This window comes from Bifidobacterium scardovii JCM 12489 = DSM 13734 (assembly GCF_001042635.1).
Taxonomy (GTDB): domain Bacteria; phylum Actinomycetota; class Actinomycetes; order Actinomycetales; family Bifidobacteriaceae; genus Bifidobacterium; species Bifidobacterium scardovii.
In genome coordinates this window covers 2,239,086-2,256,332 of sequence record NZ_AP012331.1, presented here as the reverse complement: position 1 = coordinate 2,256,332, position 17,247 = coordinate 2,239,086, and the positions used below count along the sequence as shown (strand labels likewise).

Sequence of the window (17,247 nt, the reverse complement as noted above, 5' to 3'; positions counted from 1 at the left end):
GGATCAAGTCCTGTGGTCGAAGGCTAGGAAGTTATCCACACCCGGTGTGTCGATCCACATTCTCGGTGGATGAGCGGGGACGATTCCGCGGTCGGCGGAAGCCGTGCGGGGCGGGTCTCCCGACACCCGCGTGGCGGGGCCGGCAAGCGGCCGCGGCGGGGCGGCCGAGCGCGCGGACGGACCCGAGCATGGGGTATGGTGGAACGCATGGCTGAATCGGGAAAGAACTTCGTGCAACTGCATAACCACACGCACTATTCGCTGCTGGACGGTGCGTCGAAGATCCCGAATCTGGTGAATCGCGCCAAGGAACTGGGCATGCCGGCGGTCGGCATCACCGACCACGGCAACATGCACGGCGCCTATGAGATGTGGAGCACCGCGGTCAAGGCCGGCATCAAGCCGATCATCGGCATCGAGGCGTATGTGACGCCGGAGACCGCGCGCCAGGACAAGTCGCGCGTGCACTGGGGCACCGAGGCGCAGCGCTCCGACGACGTGTCCGGCGGCGGCCTGATCACCCACCTGACCATGTGGGCGGAAAGCGACGAGGGCCTGGTCAATCTGATGAAGGCCAGTTCGGTGGCCAACCTCGAAGGCCGCGTGGCCCGCTACCCGCGTATGGACAAGGAGGTGCTCTCCACCTATTCCAAGGGCGTGATCGCCTCCTCCGGATGCCCCTCGGGCATCATCCAGACCCGACTGCGCCTGGGGCAGTTCGACGAGGCCCTGCGCGCCGCCGGCGAGTTCCAGGACATCTTCGGGCGCGACAACTTCTTCATCGAGCTGATGGACCATGGCCTCAAGATCGAGCAGCAGGTGACCAACGACCTGCTGACCATCGCGAAGAAGCTCAACGCGCCGCTGCTGGCCACGAACGATTCGCACTATGTGCTCGAGGAGGACCGGGGCGCGCAGGACGCGATGCTGTGCATCAACTCGGGCAGCCGCCTCGACGACCCGGACCGTTTCAAGTTCGACGGCTCCGGCTACTACATCAAGTCGGCCGAGCAGATGCGCGAACTGTTCAAGGACCTGCCCGAGGCGTGCGACAACACGCTGGAGATCGCCGAGCGCTGCAATGTCATGTTCGATGATGGCGAGGACGGCGCGTTCATGCCGCAGTTCGCCTGCCCGGAGGGCTGGGACGAGACCTCGCTGTTCCTCAAGAAGGTCGAGGAGGGGCTGGAGAAGCGCTACGACGGCAATCCTCCGCTGGAGGTGCTCAAGCAGGCGGACTACGAGTGCGGCGTGATCTGCCAGATGCAGTTCTGCGGCTACTTCCTGGTCGTGGCCGACTACATCAACTGGGCCAAGGAGCACGGCGTGATGGTCGGCCCGGGCCGTGGATCCGCCGCAGGCGCGATGGTCGCCTACGCGATGGGCATCACCGAGCTCGACCCGATCAAGCATGGTCTGATCTTCGAGAGGTTCCTGAACCCGGAGCGCGTGTCCCTGCCCGACATCGACGTCGACTTCGACCCGGACGGCCGTGCCAGGGTGCTCGAGTACGTGGCCGACAAGTACGGCCACGACAAGGTCGCCCAGTGCGTGATCTACGGCACGATCAAGACCAAGCAGGCGCTGAAGGATTCCGCGCGCATCATGGGCTACGAGTTCTCGGTGGGCGAGCGGGTCACCAAGGCCCTGCCCCCCGCGGCCACGGGCGGCAAGGACATCAGCCTGCACGACATCTTCGACCCCAGCGCGAAGCGCTACGCCGAGGCCCGCGAATTCCGCGAGATGTACGACTCCGATCCGGACGCGAAGCGCATCACGGAGGAGGCTAAGGGCATCGAGGGCCTGATCCGCCAGACCGGCGTGCACGCCTGCGCCACGATCATGGGTTCCGAGCCGATCACCGACACCTCGCCGCTGCTGGAGCGCGTCGACGGCACCGTCACCACCACTTTCGAGTATCACACCTGCGAGACGCTCGGCCTGGTCAAGATGGACTTCCTGGGCCTGTCCAACTTGACGACCATCCGCGATACGCTGCGCAACATCGAGCTCAACGGCAAGGAGAAGATCGACTACACGAAGATCCCGCTCGACGACAAGCCGACCTACGACCTGCTCTCCCGCGGCGACACGCTTGGCGTGTTCCAGCTCGATGGCGACGGCATGCGCTCGTTGCTGCGCACCCTCAAGCCCACCAACTTCAACGATATCTCCGCACTTATCGCCCTGTACCGACCGGGCCCGATGAGTATGGAATCGCACACCAACTACGCCAAGCGCAAGAACGGCCTGCAGAAGATCGAGCCGATCCACCCCGAGCTGGACGAGCCGCTCAAGGCCGTGCTCGACGAGACCTACGGCCTGATCATCTATCAGGAGCAGGTGCAGTCGGCCGCGCGTATCCTCGCAGGCTACTCGCTGGGCAAGGCCGACGTGCTGCGGCGAGCCATGGGCAAGAAGAAGCCCGAGGTGCTGGCCAAGGAGAAGGTGCCGTTCTTCGCCGGCATGAAGGAGCACGGCTACTCCGAGCAGGCCGCCAATGCCATCTGGGAGATTCTGGTCCCGTTCTCCGGGTACGCGTTCAACAAGGCGCATTCCGCCGCGTACGGCCTGATCTCCTACTGGACCGCCTATCTCAAGACGCATTACCCGGTCGAGTTCATGGCGGCCCTGCTGCAGGGCGCGTCCACGAACAAGGACAAGACCGCCCTGTACCTGGGCGAGGCGCGGCGCATGGGCATCCAGGTGCTGTCGCCGGACGTCAACGAATCAGTGTACGAGTACTCCGCCGTCGGCGACGTCGTGCGATTCGGCCTCGGCGCGATCCGCAACGTCGGCGAGGCGGCGGTCAAGGACATCATCGCCGAACGCGGCACCGACCGCGGCCGATACGTCAACTTCATGGACTTCATCCGCCGCGTGCCGCTGACCGCGCTGAACCGGCGCCTGGTCGAATCGCTGATCAAGGCCGGCGCGTTCGACTCCATCGACCCGAACCGGCGCGCGCTGTTCACCGTGCACGAGGCCGCCATCGACTCGGTCGTCGGTCTGAAGCGCAAGCAGGCCGAGGGCCAGTTCGACCTGTTCGCCGACACGGAGGACGGGGGAGCGGAGGCGATGGGCGACGCCCAGGTCAACGTGCCCGACATCGAGGAATGGGACAAGAAAACCAAGCTCAACTTCGAACGCGAGATGCTGGGACTGTACGTGTCCGACCATCCGCTGAGCGGCATGCAGGCCGTGCTGGCCGGTCTGCGCGAGATGTCGATCGCGCATCTGATCGACCGGGCGAAGACCATGGGCGATGGCCAGCAGGTCACGTTGGCCGGCCTGATCACCGGCGTGGACCGGCGTGTGTCCAAGAAGGGCAATCCGTGGGCCATCGTCACCATCGAGGACATGGAAAGCTCCATCCAGTGCATGTTCTTCGGCAAGGTGTACGAGACCGCGGCGGCCGAACTGGCGATCGACCAGGTGGTGCAGATCCGTGGGCAAGTCGAGGTGCGCGACGAGACCGTGAGCATGCGCGCCACGGAAATGCAGGTGCCGACGCTGGAGGCCGCCGACGAGCGCCCGCTGATGCTCACCCTGCCGCAGGTGGCGCTTGGGCGCGACAATGTGCAGCGGCTGGCGCAGGTGCTCAACGCGCATCCCGGCTATTGCGAGGTCAAGCTCGCCGTCGTGGACGAGCAGGGCAACGCGCAGGTGCTGACCTTCGGCGACCGGTTCCGCGTCAAGCGGGATACGTCGTTGTTCGCCGAGATCAAGATCCTGTTCGGGCCCAGCTGCCTGCCCGTCGCCTGATTTGCCTGATTGCCGCCTGACCGCAAGGCCATGTTGGCGCGGGACTCCTGCATGGCCTTGCCGGCGCGAGGGGTGGGGTGCCGGCTTCCTTTTTCAATGTTGGGTTTTCGGTGTCGGACTGTTCGAGGGGCGCCGCAATCCGTCCTGATGCGTGCCGGTTGCGAGTTGTCGGTGCGTGGTGCGGGACAATCCGCAACGTCAAACGTTACACACGATGTTTGTGACGGTAAAAAAGGTCGATGCTCCGAGGTTGCGCACCGACAACTCGAGGTTGGCGCGCATCCGCGATGCGGAAACGCCGTATCCATGAAGCCCATATGGGGGAGGATGTGCGTATCGGTGCACTATTGGTGCGCATATGTGCGCGTATCTGTTGCTCTGGCCGGGGAATCGCGCCATACTGGAGGCGAAGGCGGGCGGCGGTAGCGTCCGCTTCGCCGGTGGGCGATCGAAAGGAATGATGATGGACAGTGCATCCACGCAATTGAGGTCCCCGGAACTGACGCTGAACGACAAGGATCATACGGTGATTCCGCAGATCGGGTTCGGCACGTTCCAGATTCCGCCGGAGGACACGCAGCGCGCGGTCGAGGAGGCGTTGGAGATCGGTTACCGCCATATCGACACCGCGGCGGCCTACTACAACGAGGAAGGCGTCGGGGCGGCGCTCAAGGCCACCGGCATGACCGGCAAGGTGTGGGTCACCACCAAGCTGCGCAACTGCGATCAGGGGTACGACCCGGCCAGGTTCGCCTTCGATCAGTCCCGCCGCAAGCTCGGCGTCGACGTGGTCGACATGTATCTGATCCACTGGCCGTTCCCGGCGGCCGACCAGTACCGCGAGACGTGGCGCGCGCTGCTCAGCCTGCGCGACGAGGGCGCGATCCGCGTGCCGGGCGTCAGCAACTTCCTGCCCGAGCACCTGCGGAAGGTGATCGAGGATTCCGGCGAGACGCCGGCCGTCAACCAGATTGAAGTGCATCCGCGCTTCAGCCAGCCCGACAACCTCGCCTTCTGCAAGGAGCATGGCATCACCGTCGAGGCGTTCAGCCCGCTCGGGCACGGCAAGGACATCGAGTCCGGCCCGGTGGCCGCCGCGGCCGCCGCACACGGCGTCACCCCGGCGCAGGTCGTGCTGCGCTGGCACACGCAGGAGGGGCGGATCGTCATCCCCAAGTCGAAGCATGTCGAGCGCATGAAGTCGAATCTGGCCAGCGCCGGTTTCGACCTGAGCGCGGACGAGCTCGCCGCCATCGACGCGCTGCATGACCCGCAAGGCCGTGTCAGCGCCGATCCGGCCACCTTCGTGCAGTCGCAGTCGTGGGCGAACCAGCACGCCCGTGGCAATGTCTGACGACGGGCAACGGCCGGACGAGCAACGCTGGATCGCCGATACGCTGAATCGCCTGTCCCGTTCCGCGTTCCGCGCGAAATTCGTGCTGAGCGACAAGGATCGCGCCTATGCGCGGGCCAAGGGCAAGGCGACGATCGACCGGCACGCGCACGAGATGCTGCGCGCCCGCGTCGGCGACGCCGAACCGAAAAACGACGGGCGGCAGACGCCGTGGCGCGGGCACCCGGTATTCACCGCGCAGCACGCCACGGCGACCTGCTGCCGTGGATGCATCGCCAAGTGGCACCACCTGGAGCAGGGGCGGGCGCTGAGCGACGAGGACGTCGACCGTCTGGCGGATCTGGTCATGGCGTGGATCGAACGCGATCTGACCAATCATCCGGCGTAATGGACGCCGCTGGCGCCGCATATGCGAGTCGGCCGGTGGCCGGCTGTTCCGCGATTGCGGAACAGCCGGCCACCGGCCGACTCGCATGCTGGCTCGGGCCGCAACCGCCGGGCGGTTACAGCGCCTGTTCGATGGCGCCGACGAAGGCGTCGAGGTCATCGGGCTTGCGCGAGGTGATCAGCGTCCATCCGTTCGCGCCGCACGAGTACACCTCCTTGTCCACGTGCGAACCGCCGGCGTTCTCCACGTCGGCCTTGATGTAGCGGCAGGAGGTCAGCGTCTTGCCGGGCAGCAGGCCGGCGTTCACCAGCAGCCACGGGCCGTGGCAGATCGCGGCGATCGGCTTGCCCTCGTGCGCGAATTCCTGCGCCAGCGCGATCGCGTCCGGATTCACGCGCAGACGGTCCACGTTGCAGGTGCCTCCCGGCACGACCAACAGGTCGTAATCCGCGGCCTGCACATCGCTGAGCAGCGCGTCCGGCGTGATCGTCTCGCCTTCATAGCGGTCGTGCCGCACGGTTTCGCACGGGTCGAGCGTGGTCGCCGCGACGGTGACGCGCGCGCCGGCCTTCCTGAGATCGCGCAGCGGGCGGGTCAGTTCCGTCTCCTCGATACCCCAGTTGTTGACGATGATCAGCACATTGGTTTCATTGACTGCCATAACCCCTCCTGTGATGGTGATGTTTGATTGGCTGAACAGTGTGGTTCGATCCGCCGGCTACTCGCGGAACGCGCGGTCGAGCAGCGCGTCGATGTCGTCGAAACGCCGGATGCGGGGCCGCCATACCGGCCGTCCGTCGGCGACCACCAGTGCGGGCTGGCGCAACGCGCGCAGATCGATGATCGGATTGGCGTCCAGCACCAGCAGATCCGCGGCCTTGCCGGCCTCGATGCTCCCGGTGGTGTCTCCGACGCCCAGGATCTCGGCGTTGACCTGCGTTGCGGCATGGATCGCTTCGGCGGTGGAGAACCCCGCGCGCTTGACCAGCAGGTCCAATTCGCGCCAAGTGCCGTATTGGGTGACGAAGGTCATCGCCGCATCCGTGCCGACGCCGACGCGGATGCCGGCCTTGCGGGCGTCCGCCGCGCCGGCGACCATGCCGCTCACCACGGTTCTCGAATTCGACAGTTGGATATCCGTGATGCCGGTCGTCTTCTGGTCGATCTCGGTCAGCGGCAGCCCCGCCGACAGCGTGGGGATCAGCGCCGACCATCCGCGCAGCGCGCGGGGATTGTGGCGGAACAGCCCGATCATCGCGTCGTCGAGCGCGCTGCCGTGCTCGATCGTGTCGACGCCGGCCTCAAGCGCCCGGCGAACGCCCTCCGGGCTTTGCGCGTGCGCACCGACGATCACGCCGGCCTCGTGCGCCACGTCGCAGATCGCGCGCATCTGGTCCACGCTCATCTGCGGGCTGCCGGCCTCGCCGAGCTTCTGCGCATCGGTGACGCCGCCAGTGGCCGCGATCTTGATCGCGTTCGCGCCATGCTCGATATTGGTCCGGGTGTGGCTCGCCAGCGTCGCCGGATCGTCGCCCGTCAACGCGATCAGCGGGGCGCCGTGGCCTTCGGGGACCGCCAGCAGCGGCCCGGATGCGAGGATGCGCGGGCCGACCATGGCGTCGGCTTCGATGCGGTTGCGCAGGGCCACGGCCTCATACGCCACATCGCCGAGCGTGCGCAGCGTGGTGACGCCGGAATTGAGCTGCGCCATCACGCTCGCCTTCGCGCGCGCCGCCAGATACGGGCGGCCGAGCGGCGAGTGCATGAGCGCCGCGGTGGCGCGCTGGCCCTGCGGCGTGGCCAGTTTCGGATTCAGCGGCTTGCCGTCGGAGAACAGGTGCGCGTGGGCGTTGATCAGCCCGGGCATCACCACCTTGCCGGTCGCGTCCAGCATATGGCAGCCGTCGGGAATCGGCGTCGCCAGACTCGGGGCGACCGTGGCGATGCGGCCGTCGCCTCCGACGATGACGGTCGTATCCTCAAGCGTGGTGCCTGTGGCGTCGCCGGTGATGACGGTGGCATGGGCGAGCGCGAAGGGCTCGCGCGGCGGCAAGGTGGTCATGTCCTGTGCTCCTTTGCATCGGGGAAAGCGGGGGGGGGATGCGGGCGTTCGCCCGGTCGCGCTACTCGCGCACGAGGCGGATGTGCTCGACGTCGTCGCGGTGCGAGCGGCGATAGATCACGAAGCGGTTGCCGATCACCTGCACGAGTTCGGCCCCCAGCGCCTCGGCCAGCCGGGAGCCGGCCTCCTTGGCGTCCAGGCCGCAGCCGTCCAGCACCGAGCATTTGATCAGTTCGCGCTTCTCGATGGTCTCGTCGGCCTGCTTGACGGTGGCCTCGTTCACCTCGTTCTTGCCGATCTGGATCAGCGGGTTCATGGGGTTCGCCAGCGCGCGCAGCTGCTTGACCTGCTTCTTGCTCAGTGCCATTGGGGCTCCTTGGTGTCGGTGCATCATGTGTTGTGTCTGCGGATGTGTTGCCTACTTCATGAGGATAGCGTTTCGGGGCGATGATCGGATGGGCCGGGGTGGGCGGGAGCGTTGGCGATTCGTGTGCGCCGACGGCGCAGCGTGCCAATAATGCGTCGAAACACCCCCTATTGTCTATGGTGGAAGAGCCGCATATGCGACAATATGTCCATTGGAGGGGTTGACACTGTGTCAATCCAAGCTCAAGGAGGCGGAATATGTACTATTCCAGCGGTAACTACGAAGCGTTCGCCCGCCCGAAGAAGCCGGCGGGCGTCGACGGCAAGAGCGCGTACATCATCGGTACCGGTCTGGCGGCGCTGTCGGCGGCCTGCTATCTGGTGCGCGACGGGCGGATGCCGGGCGGCCACATCCATATCTTCGAGAAGGACTCGGTCGCGGGCGGCGCCTGCGACGGCGCGAACATCCCCGGGCTCGGCTACGTGATGCGCGGCGGGCGCGAGATGGACAACCACTTCGAGGTGATGTGGGACCTGTTCCGCTCGATCCCCTCCATCGAGACCGAAGGCGTCTCCGTGCTCGACGAGTACTACTGGCTCAACAAGGAGGACCCGAACTACTCGCTGTGCCGCGCCACCAAGGACCTCGGCAAGGATGCCGGGCTCGCCGGCAAGTTCGGCCTGTCGGACAAGGCGTCGATGGAGATCATGAAGCTGTTCTTCACGCCCGACGAGGAGCTGTACGACGAGCCGATCACCGACTTCTTCGACGACGAGGTGCTGAACTCCAACTTCTGGCTGTACTGGCGCACCATGTTCGCGTTCGAGAACTGGCACTCCGCGCTCGAGATGAAGCTGTACATCAAGCGCTACATCCACCACATCGGCGGCCTGCCGGACTTCTCGGCGCTGCGCTTCACCCGCTACAATCAGTACGAGTCGATGATCCTGCCGATGGTGAAGTATCTCGAATCGCACGGCGTGCAGTTCCACTACAACACCAAGGTCGACAACGTCGAGTTCGCGATCGGCGGCGGGAACGGGCCCAAGCGCGAACGCACCGGCGTCGGGCAGGACACGATCCAGAAGATCCAGGCCGAGTCGGGCTACTTCAAGCGCAACCCGTACGGTTCGCCGACCAAGAAGATCGCGGTGCGTCTCGACATCGACCACGAGGGCGACAAGTCGTCGATCGACCTGACCGAGAACGATCTGGTGTTCATCACCAACGGCGGCTGCGTGGAGAACTCGACGATGGGCTCGCAGAAGGCCCCGGCCGCGTGGAATCCGGACCTGAAACCGGGCGGCGGCTGGGACATGTGGCGCAACATCGCCAAGCAGGATCCGAGCTTCGGCCATCCGGACAAGTTCTGCTCCGACCCGAACGCCACCAAGTGGATGAGCGCCACCGTGACCACGCTCGACGGCGAGATCCCGCCGTATATCAAGCGCATCTGCAAGCGCGACCCGTTCGGCGGGCGCGTGGTGACCGGCGGCATCGTGACCGTCGAGGACTCCAACTGGCTGATGAGCTGGACGCTGAACCGCCAGCAGCAGTTCCGCGACCAGCCCAAGGACCAGCTGTGCGTGTGGGTGTACGGCCTGTTCCCCGACAAGCCCGGCAACTACGTGAAGAAGCCGATGACCGAGTGCACCGGCGAGGAGATCTGCGAGGAGTGGCTCTACCACATGGGCGTGCCGGCCGACAAGATCGAGGCGCTCGCGAAGAACCACGCGAACACCGTGCCGGTGATGATGCCGTACATCACCGCGTTCTTCATGCCGCGCGCGGCCGGCGACCGGCCCGACGTGGTGCCCGACGGCGCCGTGAACTTCGCGTTCCTCGGCCAGTTCGCCGAGACCCCGCGCGATACGATCTTCACCACCGAGTACTCGATGCGCACCGGCATGGAGGCGGTGTACACGCTGCTCGACGTGGACCGCGGCGTGCCCGAGGTGTGGGGCAGCGTCTACGACGTGCGCAATTTGCTCAACGCCACCGTCAAGTTGCGCGACGGGGCGCCGGTCACCGACATGAAGCTCAACTGGCTTGAGCGGAAGGTGATCGGCAAGGTGCTCAAGAAGCTCGAGGGCACCGACATCGCCACGCTGCTGCACGAGTACCACGTCGTGTGAGCGGCGGGCCGACGCGGCGGCCGGGGAAAGCGGCCGCCGCTGTCGTGCCGTGGGTGCCCGGGTGCCGTAAACTTGTGCCGGAGCATGCCGGGATCATGTCCGATCCCGCCTGCTCCGGCATGACGATCGGGGTGGCATATGCGTGACGTGCGGATGATGATCGACCGTGCGGCGTCCGCATGGTCGCGGACGTTGCCCGGGCGGGTGCTGGACCGGTATCTGTCCCGGCGCGGTCCGCTGTTGGCGAATGGCCTGGCCTATGGACTGCTGTTCGCGTTCTTCGCTGGCGTATGGATCGCGATCAGCGTGCTCGGCCTGATCATGGTCGGCAACGTCGACTGGCAGCGGATGCTGATCGATGCGGTGCGCACGGTGATCCCCGCGGTTTCCGACTCGTTCCTGTCGCAGTCCGTGCTCGATTCCGTGTCCAGCACTCTGACCTGGACCAGTTTGGCCACGCTGGCCATCTTCTGGTGGATCGTGACCGGTTGGATGAATTCGTTGCGCGGTGCCGTGCGGACCATGTTCGACGACGGCGACCACGAACCCAACATCGTCGTCACCAGACTGCGCGACACCCTCGCGGCCTTCGCCGTGGCCGTGCTGTTCATCCTCTCGACCGCCGCCGGTACGGTGTCCGGCGGTCTGGTGCGTTTCGTACTGCAGCTGACCGGCGTGCCCCGCAACCCGATGCTCGCCCCGTTCGCTGCCCTGATCGGCGTGCTCCTGTGGTTTAACCTCGTCGCGCAGGTGATCATGCTCTGCGCCGCCCTCATTGCCGAGTGGCGTGCGGGAGCGGTTGGCGGGGCGGCCGCGCGGTCCTCCGAACTTTGGGAGTCGGCGTCGCGCCCTCGGTCGTGAGTCATCGGAGGACAACGTCGCCGACCGTATAATGAGCTCGGATTATTTCCCGTTGATTGATGAGAGAGCAACGATGAGAGCAATGGATTCGGAAGGTGCGGGCAAGGCGGATCACCGCGGCATGGCATTCGACGTCAGGGGAACGATGCCGGCTTCCCGACAGGCTGGGCCAACTGGAACAAATGGCTATGGTTATGGGGACAGCCATGGCAATGGAGGCGATGGAGACAATGGGGTCGGAGCCGGTGACGGCCATGGCCGGCCGTCTCCCGGCCCCGCGAGACTCGTTCCGCTGAATCGATCGGAAGCGCTCATGCGGCGCGCCGGACGTAGCTGGCTCGGCCCGCTGGCAATGATTTTCCAGTCGTTCGCCTACAACGGGCTGCCCGTGGTGGTGCTGTTCATGATCACCGGGTTCCTGACCAGCCCTTTCCCGGCCCTGATGTCGATATTCGAGCAGGTTTGCTTTTGGGTGTTTCGCCTGACGCTGATCCTATCCGGCCAGTACCACGGCGAAGCCACCGCGGATGATGCATGGACCCCCATCTTCCAGAATGGTGGATCGATGCTGATGCTCTACGTCATCACCTGGCTGTGCTGGACCATACCAGTGTTCATCGTCGTCATGGTCGGAAACGTGATGGCCGGCAACGGCGTGGGCCGAGGATTCGCCCGGTGGGCCCATGCGATCGCGGTGGTCCCCCGAGGATGGGACAGGTTGGCGCGCAAGTGCTTCGGCGGCGTATTCCGGCTGCAGTTCAAGATCATCTGCGTCCTGTTCCCGGCGCTTGTCGCGTTGTCTATCATCTGCGTGATCTACTCGATGTTTCCGGTGGTGCGATGGGGCAACCAGTACGGTGGCGGAGTCCTGTCCGGCGTCGGGGGATGGGGCGTGGTCATCGCCATCGTCCTTATGACGGTCGTGTTCATACTGTATCTCGTCATCATGTTCGCATGGACGATGACGACGTTGCCGATGGCGCCGTTCTGCATTGCCTACGGTCTCGCTATGCTTCAGCTGTTCATTCAGGCCAATGCCGATGCCCTTGCTCGCGTCAACGAGAATCTGGGTGCGTTCCGCGACATCAATCCGGCATGGATGATCCCGTTCCTGCTGATTCTTCTCCCCGCCCCCTTGCTCATGTGGCTGCCCGGGGCATTGCGCTATTACGCCAATGAGCATGCCATCCATCTGGGATTCAAGGCATTCGCCACGTTCCCGCTGGCTCCGTACGCGCCGGATTCGGGCTATCCGTCGGTTCGGAAGGAGCCGGCCCGGCAGACTGGACGCTGACGGGTCCGCCGCGTTGGAGGCCGAACCCGAACGCGAGTCCCGTTCGACCTCCAACGCATGCGCCATGGCCGAGCCGGAACCTCCAGTCGTTCGGAGCGGACATCGTCATTCGAGATGCGGAATGTTGTCTCGACTGTCGCATGAATGAATATTCGTCCTCTTGCCGGCGCACTGTCTCGTAAATGATTGACCGGGCGATCCTCCCGCTGGCGGGGGTGGCGCGTAGCGCCGGAGGGTGGTCACACGGTCATGGTTTCGCTGTCGGAACACTCCGGTCGGTTGCGCCGACGGACTCACGGACTCCTCGAGAAGAGCTGGAATTCATCAACGAATTAAGGACGCAGAATACTGGCCGTCACGTTTTTCTCCTATTTGGAGGCCGATCTGTCACGTTTTTCTCTTGTATGGAGGCAGTTCTGTCACATTTTTCTCAACATGTGTTCGCCTGTGCCGTTTCCTGGTCCTAATCCGGTGCCGCACGGGCGCCTCGCTAAAGACACGCACGGGTTGAGTTCGGGGAATGCCGTGCTAAAGTCTCCGCTCATGCAGTAGATATGTCTCTGTTTCCGCGATCCGGGCCTCTAGGGTCCCTCCCTAGGGAGTAGTGTACCCGGACCAAGGAAAGGACATATCAATGAACATCCCTGCGTTCGCAGAACAGATGCGCATCATCCGCTCCGCCGAAGCCGACGAGTCCGGCAGGTGGGCCGTTGTCACCGATTCCCGTTTGCCGTACTGCAACTCCTACGTGTACCAGAGCGGTGACCGCGTCGTGTGCCGCACGCGGTGGGAATACCCGCTCCCCGACGCCAAGGGGCGCATCTTCGGGCTGCGTCCCGCCGACGTCGCGGCCATGAAGGGGAAGCGGACCGTCGAGGCCGGCATCATCCAGCTGCCCAACGACCTCGACGAGGCCGTGCGCGCGATGCGCCTGTGGCTGGACCGCCTGACCGTGCAGCTGCCGCCGCACCGCATGCGTCAGCGCGAATCGTCCGCGAACGTCGCCGAGTCGTGGAACAACATCCTCGGCGACCTGCTCTCCGGGCCGGACGACGAGACGACGGAGAACGACCGCCTGGTCGTGGTGAATGCGCTGGCCACGGCGGTCGGGCCCACGCTACTGGCCGCGATCCTGCTCGACGAGCTGAACTGCGAGGCGGAGAAGAAGACGCGGTTCGCGGCGTCCGTCAGCAAGCCGGACCCGGCGATCCTCTCGCGACTGGAGCAGACCGCCGCGCACGCCGATCCCGATAGGAAGCGTATGAAGGTCGTGCTGCGGGAACTGTCCCGTCTCGTGGCCAGGGTGCCCGATCGGGTGGTGAGCCGCCTGCGGATCTCGCGTGACGAGTACACGCGTCCGCTGAAGGCCGTCGCGCTGCGGCTGCGGTGACGCGCCGATTCCGTGGCAGGTTGAGCGAGTGGAACAGTGTGCGTCCGCTCAACCCGCCACGGTGCAGGTACAGCTGCCAGTGGTATGAGTTACGGAAGGTGTGATTCTCACTGATGCATTGTGCTGCTGAAAAATTGATGGCGGATGTTGGCTTAATGTCAGCGTGAGAGAGTCGTATGGATGATTGGGGTTTTGCGACCTGACTCTGAATCGATGCATGAAGGGGGTGCCGGATGTTATGTGCGCCTTGCAGAATGTCAACTATCATGCTGTACGACATCTCCGTTCGTCTGAAAGGTTATACGCTTTAGTCACGGATCGCTAAGGAGACCGATCCGAAGATGATGATCGTGGATACACGGTGATCATGATGATTTAAGGCGAGGTTGCCTAGATCGATAAGGAGAATAAGTAATGCGTGGAAAAATCGTTGTATCAGCGGTACTCTCAGCCGCCATGGTGACTTCTCTCGCTGCCTGCGGGGGGGGGGTAGTAGTTCTTCCTCTGCTCAAAATGACAAGGTAGAGGGGGACATTACCGTTTGGACTTGGGAGCAGCCGGGGAAGGAGTTCGAGGCTTCGGCCAAGTTATTTGAAAAGAAGTATCCCGGTACGAAAGTTACTGTTGAGAATGTAGGCAATCCGGCCATTTGGGACAAAATTACTACAGGGCTGGCCGCTGGTGGTCAGGGGCTGCCAGATATCATGAATATCGGCATTGATTATATCGGTGGATACGTCGATAAGTTCCCGGATGCCTTTGTGAACTTGAATGATTATGGAGCTCAGGATCTCAAGTCTGACTTTCCGGAAGGAATTCTTGAGAGCGCGACAGTTAATAATAATATTTACGGATTGCCTTTCGAAGTCAATACCGGGGCTCTGCTTTACGACGTTGGCATATTCGAAAAGGCCGGCGTCAATATCGATGATATCAAGACATGGGACGATTACCTTAACGCGGGTAAACAGATCAAAGATAAGACAGGAGATTACCTGTTCTATATGGATAAAGCCGCTACGGGAGGTAATCCTGTCGACTTGTGGCAGATCATCACTATGCTGCAGGGAACGTTCTATTTTAATGACAATGGTGAAATTGTCATGAATAACAAGAACGGCGTTAAGTCGATGGAGCTGCTGAAGGAAGCCAATGATGCTGGCTTGATTTCGGATATTCCTGCTAGTTCGGAAGACTCAAACATCAAAGCCGCAAAAGCTGAAAATGTGGCGTCCTTCCCTGATCGCAACTTCTTAACGGGCATATTCGAGAAGCAATTGCCGGAATACAAGAATCGGTGGCGTGTAACGACTCTGCCGGCAGTGGAAGAAGGCGGGTTGACCTCAGCATTGCCTAGTGCGAATTACCTGTCAATCGCGAACTCTAGCAAGAACAAAAAGACGGCATGGGAGTTCATCAAATTTACACTTGCCACTCAGGAGGCGCAGTCGGCCATGTATAAGTCGCAGGGGCTGTTCCCTGGATATATTCCTTTCCTGAAAAGCGATGACATGACTAAGGAAAACGCTTACTACAACAATGAAAAAATCAATGATGTATACACCAAGCAGCTGGAGGATAAAACCCCGAAGCTGATTTACACCAGCGATTACGCAAAGGCGAAGAAAGCGCTGAGTGACGCGCAGACGAGAGTCCTTACTGAGAATGCCGACCCCAAGCAAGCCTTGGATGAAGCTGCCCAGCGTCTTTCTCAGGAAACCGGCAGAAAGCTCGCGTCCGACTGACGCAGTACATGAGGAGAGCGTCCCGTCCAAAACATCAAGAGGACGGGACGCTCTTGCCAATGAGGGGTCTACATGATGAAAAATCAGACTACAAATAATGGTGATCGGAGGCGTGCCGTTTCGCGTCTTCGGCTCACGCAGAAGAACGCTCCGTATATCTTTATTGCGCCGATGGTGATCCTTTACGCTGTGTTCAAGTTCTATCCATACGTGTATTCGGGATGGTTGTCCTTAACCGCAAATCAATCAGGCAAGCAGGTGTTCGTCGGATTCGCTAATTTTAAGCGTCTGTTCAGTGACGAATTGTTCTGGCGTGCACTAAAAAATACCTTTTTGATTTTGATTGTTCAAGTGCCGGTCATGCTGATATTGGCCATAGCCTTAGCAGTGGCTTTTAATTCAGCCTTGCTTAAGTTTCGTACCATATTCCGTATGGGTTATTTCCTTCCCATTATCATGGGACTGGTAGCATATGGAATTCTGTTTAAAAACATACTTGACCCACAAAGCGGAGTGCTAAATTACTTTCTCGGCCTTCTGCATATTCCTGATGTTCCATGGTTGACTCAGCCTGGTTGGGCGAGAGTATCGATTATTCTTGCGATGACATGGCACTACACGGGGCAGAACGCTGTTATTTATCTGGCACAGCTTCAATCGATCCCTGATGAACTGTATGAGGCCGCATCTGTGGATGGCGCCAATGCTTGGCAACGTTTCAAATCGGTGACAATCCCGGGTTTGAGACCGGCCATTCTGTTGACAACGGTACTGTCTACCATTGGCACGCTTCAGCTGTTTGATGAGCCCTATGTTCTGACCAGTGGTGGTCCCAATAATGCGACGCTTACCATCGGTATGTATCTGTACATGCAGGGATTCAAGTACTTCGACTTTGGCTATGCATCAGCTATCGGTTATGCATTGCTGGTCATCGTGGTGATTTTAAGTTGCATCCAGTTCTGGATTCAAAGGGAGAAAGACTAGCATGATGTCAGAAAAAATTCGTGGATCCCAGAAGATAGATCGAACTGGCCGAGCATGGAGAAGCGTGGCTTTGACCGGTGGTTTGGGACTAGGCCTGATCATATTCATTTTTCCATTCTGGTGGCTGGTCGTTGCAAGCACTCGTTCGGCCAACGAGATCTATGCCAAAACACCGCATCTGACACCGGGAGGCGAGTTCCTGAATAATTTGAAGGGACTCATGGGCAGTACGGATTTCGGTACGGCGATTGTCAATTCGGTTGTGGTGTCGGTACTGTATGTGCTTATTGGTGCTGTGGTGTGTAGTTTGGCTGGCTATGCCTTTGCACAATACCAGTTTAAAGGAAGTAAGATCCTATTTGGATTGGTTATTGCCGTGATGAGTTTGCCAGGACAAGTCACATTGGTCCCTTTATTCAAAATGATGTTGAATTTCGGATGGTTGGGTAGCTATCAGTCACTGATCTTGCCCGATTTGGCCATGCCCTTTGGCGTGTTTTTGATGAAACAGGCCATGGGCTCATTCCCTCGAACCATCGTTGAAGCAGCGAGGATTGATGGGGCTGGAGAATTCCGCATCTTTTCCACGATAGTGTTGCCTGCGATGAAGCCATCTTTGGCAGCGCTTTCGATCTTTATGTTTTTGGCGCGTTGGAATGATTTCACCTATCCGCTGGTCGTGCAACGTTCTCCCAGTCAGTACACGATTCCTGTTGCTTTGGCAACTTTGCAGGGCATCGGCACCACCGATTATGGTCAGCTGTTGGCGGGAACCGCGTTGAGCGTATTGCCTGTGCTTATTTTGTTTGTGTTCCTGCAGAAGGAATTTGTGTCTGGCATGCTCGCCGGTTCCATTAAGGAATAGGTATGTGATGATACGCATAGTGAAAGGAGCGTCC

At 61.6% G+C, this 17,247-nt stretch carries 13 protein-coding genes; 10 read left to right on the top strand and 3 right to left on the bottom strand.

Annotation, left to right across the window (positions count from 1 at the left end; all coding sequences use genetic code 11):
* The first annotated feature begins 207 nt into the window (after window positions 1-207).
* The 3 genes from dnaE to BBSC_RS09235 all read left to right on the top strand — a co-directional run bounded on the left by dnaE (window position 208) and on the right by BBSC_RS09235 (window position 5,507).
* Window positions 208-3,765, top strand: coding sequence for a DNA polymerase III subunit alpha (dnaE, locus tag BBSC_RS09245; RefSeq protein ID WP_033519963.1), 3,558 nt, complete (start codon window positions 208-210; stop codon window positions 3,763-3,765).
* Window positions 3,766-4,225: 460 nt separating this feature from the next.
* Window positions 4,226-5,119: an aldo/keto reductase gene (locus BBSC_RS09240; RefSeq protein ID WP_197074424.1), complete on the top strand. Its 894-nt coding sequence runs from the start codon at window positions 4,226-4,228 to the stop codon at window positions 5,117-5,119.
* Complete coding sequence (locus BBSC_RS09235; protein ID WP_033519959.1) at window positions 5,112-5,507, top strand: DUF4186 domain-containing protein; 396 nt, start codon at window positions 5,112-5,114, stop codon at window positions 5,505-5,507. The genes BBSC_RS09240 and BBSC_RS09235 overlap by 8 nt, the downstream gene beginning before the upstream one ends.
* Window positions 5,508-5,622: 115 nt before the next feature.
* On the opposite strand, the gene BBSC_RS09230 is transcribed toward BBSC_RS09235, so the two are convergent.
* The 3 genes from BBSC_RS09230 to BBSC_RS09220 all read right to left on the bottom strand — a co-directional run bounded on the left by BBSC_RS09230 (window position 5,623) and on the right by BBSC_RS09220 (window position 7,936).
* Window positions 5,623-6,168, bottom strand: a complete 546-nt coding sequence (locus BBSC_RS09230) for a type 1 glutamine amidotransferase domain-containing protein (protein ID WP_033518730.1) — start codon at window positions 6,166-6,168, stop codon at window positions 5,623-5,625.
* 57 nt (window positions 6,169-6,225) lie between these two features.
* On the bottom strand, window positions 6,226-7,569 hold the full coding sequence (locus BBSC_RS09225) for a metal-dependent hydrolase family protein (protein ID WP_033518732.1): 1,344 nt from the start codon (window positions 7,567-7,569) through the stop codon (window positions 6,226-6,228).
* Window positions 7,570-7,630: 61 nt separating this feature from the next.
* The gene (locus BBSC_RS09220; protein ID WP_033518734.1) at window positions 7,631-7,936 is read right to left on the bottom strand and encodes a YhbY family RNA-binding protein; all 306 of its coding nucleotides are present in this window, start codon (window positions 7,934-7,936) and stop codon (window positions 7,631-7,633) included.
* Between the two features lie 257 nt (window positions 7,937-8,193).
* On the opposite strand from BBSC_RS09220, the gene BBSC_RS09215 reads away from it, so the two are divergent.
* From BBSC_RS09215 to BBSC_RS09185, 7 genes are all read left to right on the top strand, one after another.
* Complete coding sequence (locus BBSC_RS09215; protein WP_033518735.1) at window positions 8,194-10,071, top strand: oleate hydratase; 1,878 nt, start codon at window positions 8,194-8,196, stop codon at window positions 10,069-10,071.
* A gap of 204 nt (window positions 10,072-10,275) precedes the next feature.
* Window positions 10,276-10,932 (top strand): YhjD/YihY/BrkB family envelope integrity protein, encoded by a 657-nt coding sequence (locus BBSC_RS09210; RefSeq protein WP_161787651.1) that lies wholly within the window; start codon window positions 10,276-10,278, stop codon window positions 10,930-10,932.
* Between the two features lie 82 nt (window positions 10,933-11,014).
* Window positions 11,015-12,226, top strand: coding sequence for a hypothetical protein (locus BBSC_RS09205; RefSeq protein WP_144414459.1), 1,212 nt, complete (start codon window positions 11,015-11,017; stop codon window positions 12,224-12,226).
* Window positions 12,227-12,860: 634 nt separating this feature from the next.
* On the top strand, window positions 12,861-13,616 hold the full coding sequence (locus tag BBSC_RS09200) for a hypothetical protein (RefSeq protein ID WP_033518738.1): 756 nt from the start codon (window positions 12,861-12,863) through the stop codon (window positions 13,614-13,616).
* A 386-nt stretch (window positions 13,617-14,002) separates the two neighbouring features.
* The gene (locus BBSC_RS09195; RefSeq protein ID WP_231648961.1) at window positions 14,003-15,361 is read left to right on the top strand and encodes an ABC transporter substrate-binding protein; all 1,359 of its coding nucleotides are present in this window, start codon (window positions 14,003-14,005) and stop codon (window positions 15,359-15,361) included.
* 72 nt (window positions 15,362-15,433) lie between these two features.
* Window positions 15,434-16,348, top strand: coding sequence for a carbohydrate ABC transporter permease (locus BBSC_RS09190; RefSeq protein ID WP_046725999.1), 915 nt, complete (start codon window positions 15,434-15,436; stop codon window positions 16,346-16,348).
* Window positions 16,349-16,412: 64 nt separating this feature from the next.
* Window positions 16,413-17,213 carry a carbohydrate ABC transporter permease gene (locus BBSC_RS09185; RefSeq protein ID WP_033518739.1) on the top strand — a complete coding sequence of 267 codons (801 nt, stop codon included), beginning with the start codon at window positions 16,413-16,415 and terminating at the stop codon, window positions 17,211-17,213.
* The last annotated feature ends 34 nt before the right edge of the window (window positions 17,214-17,247 follow it).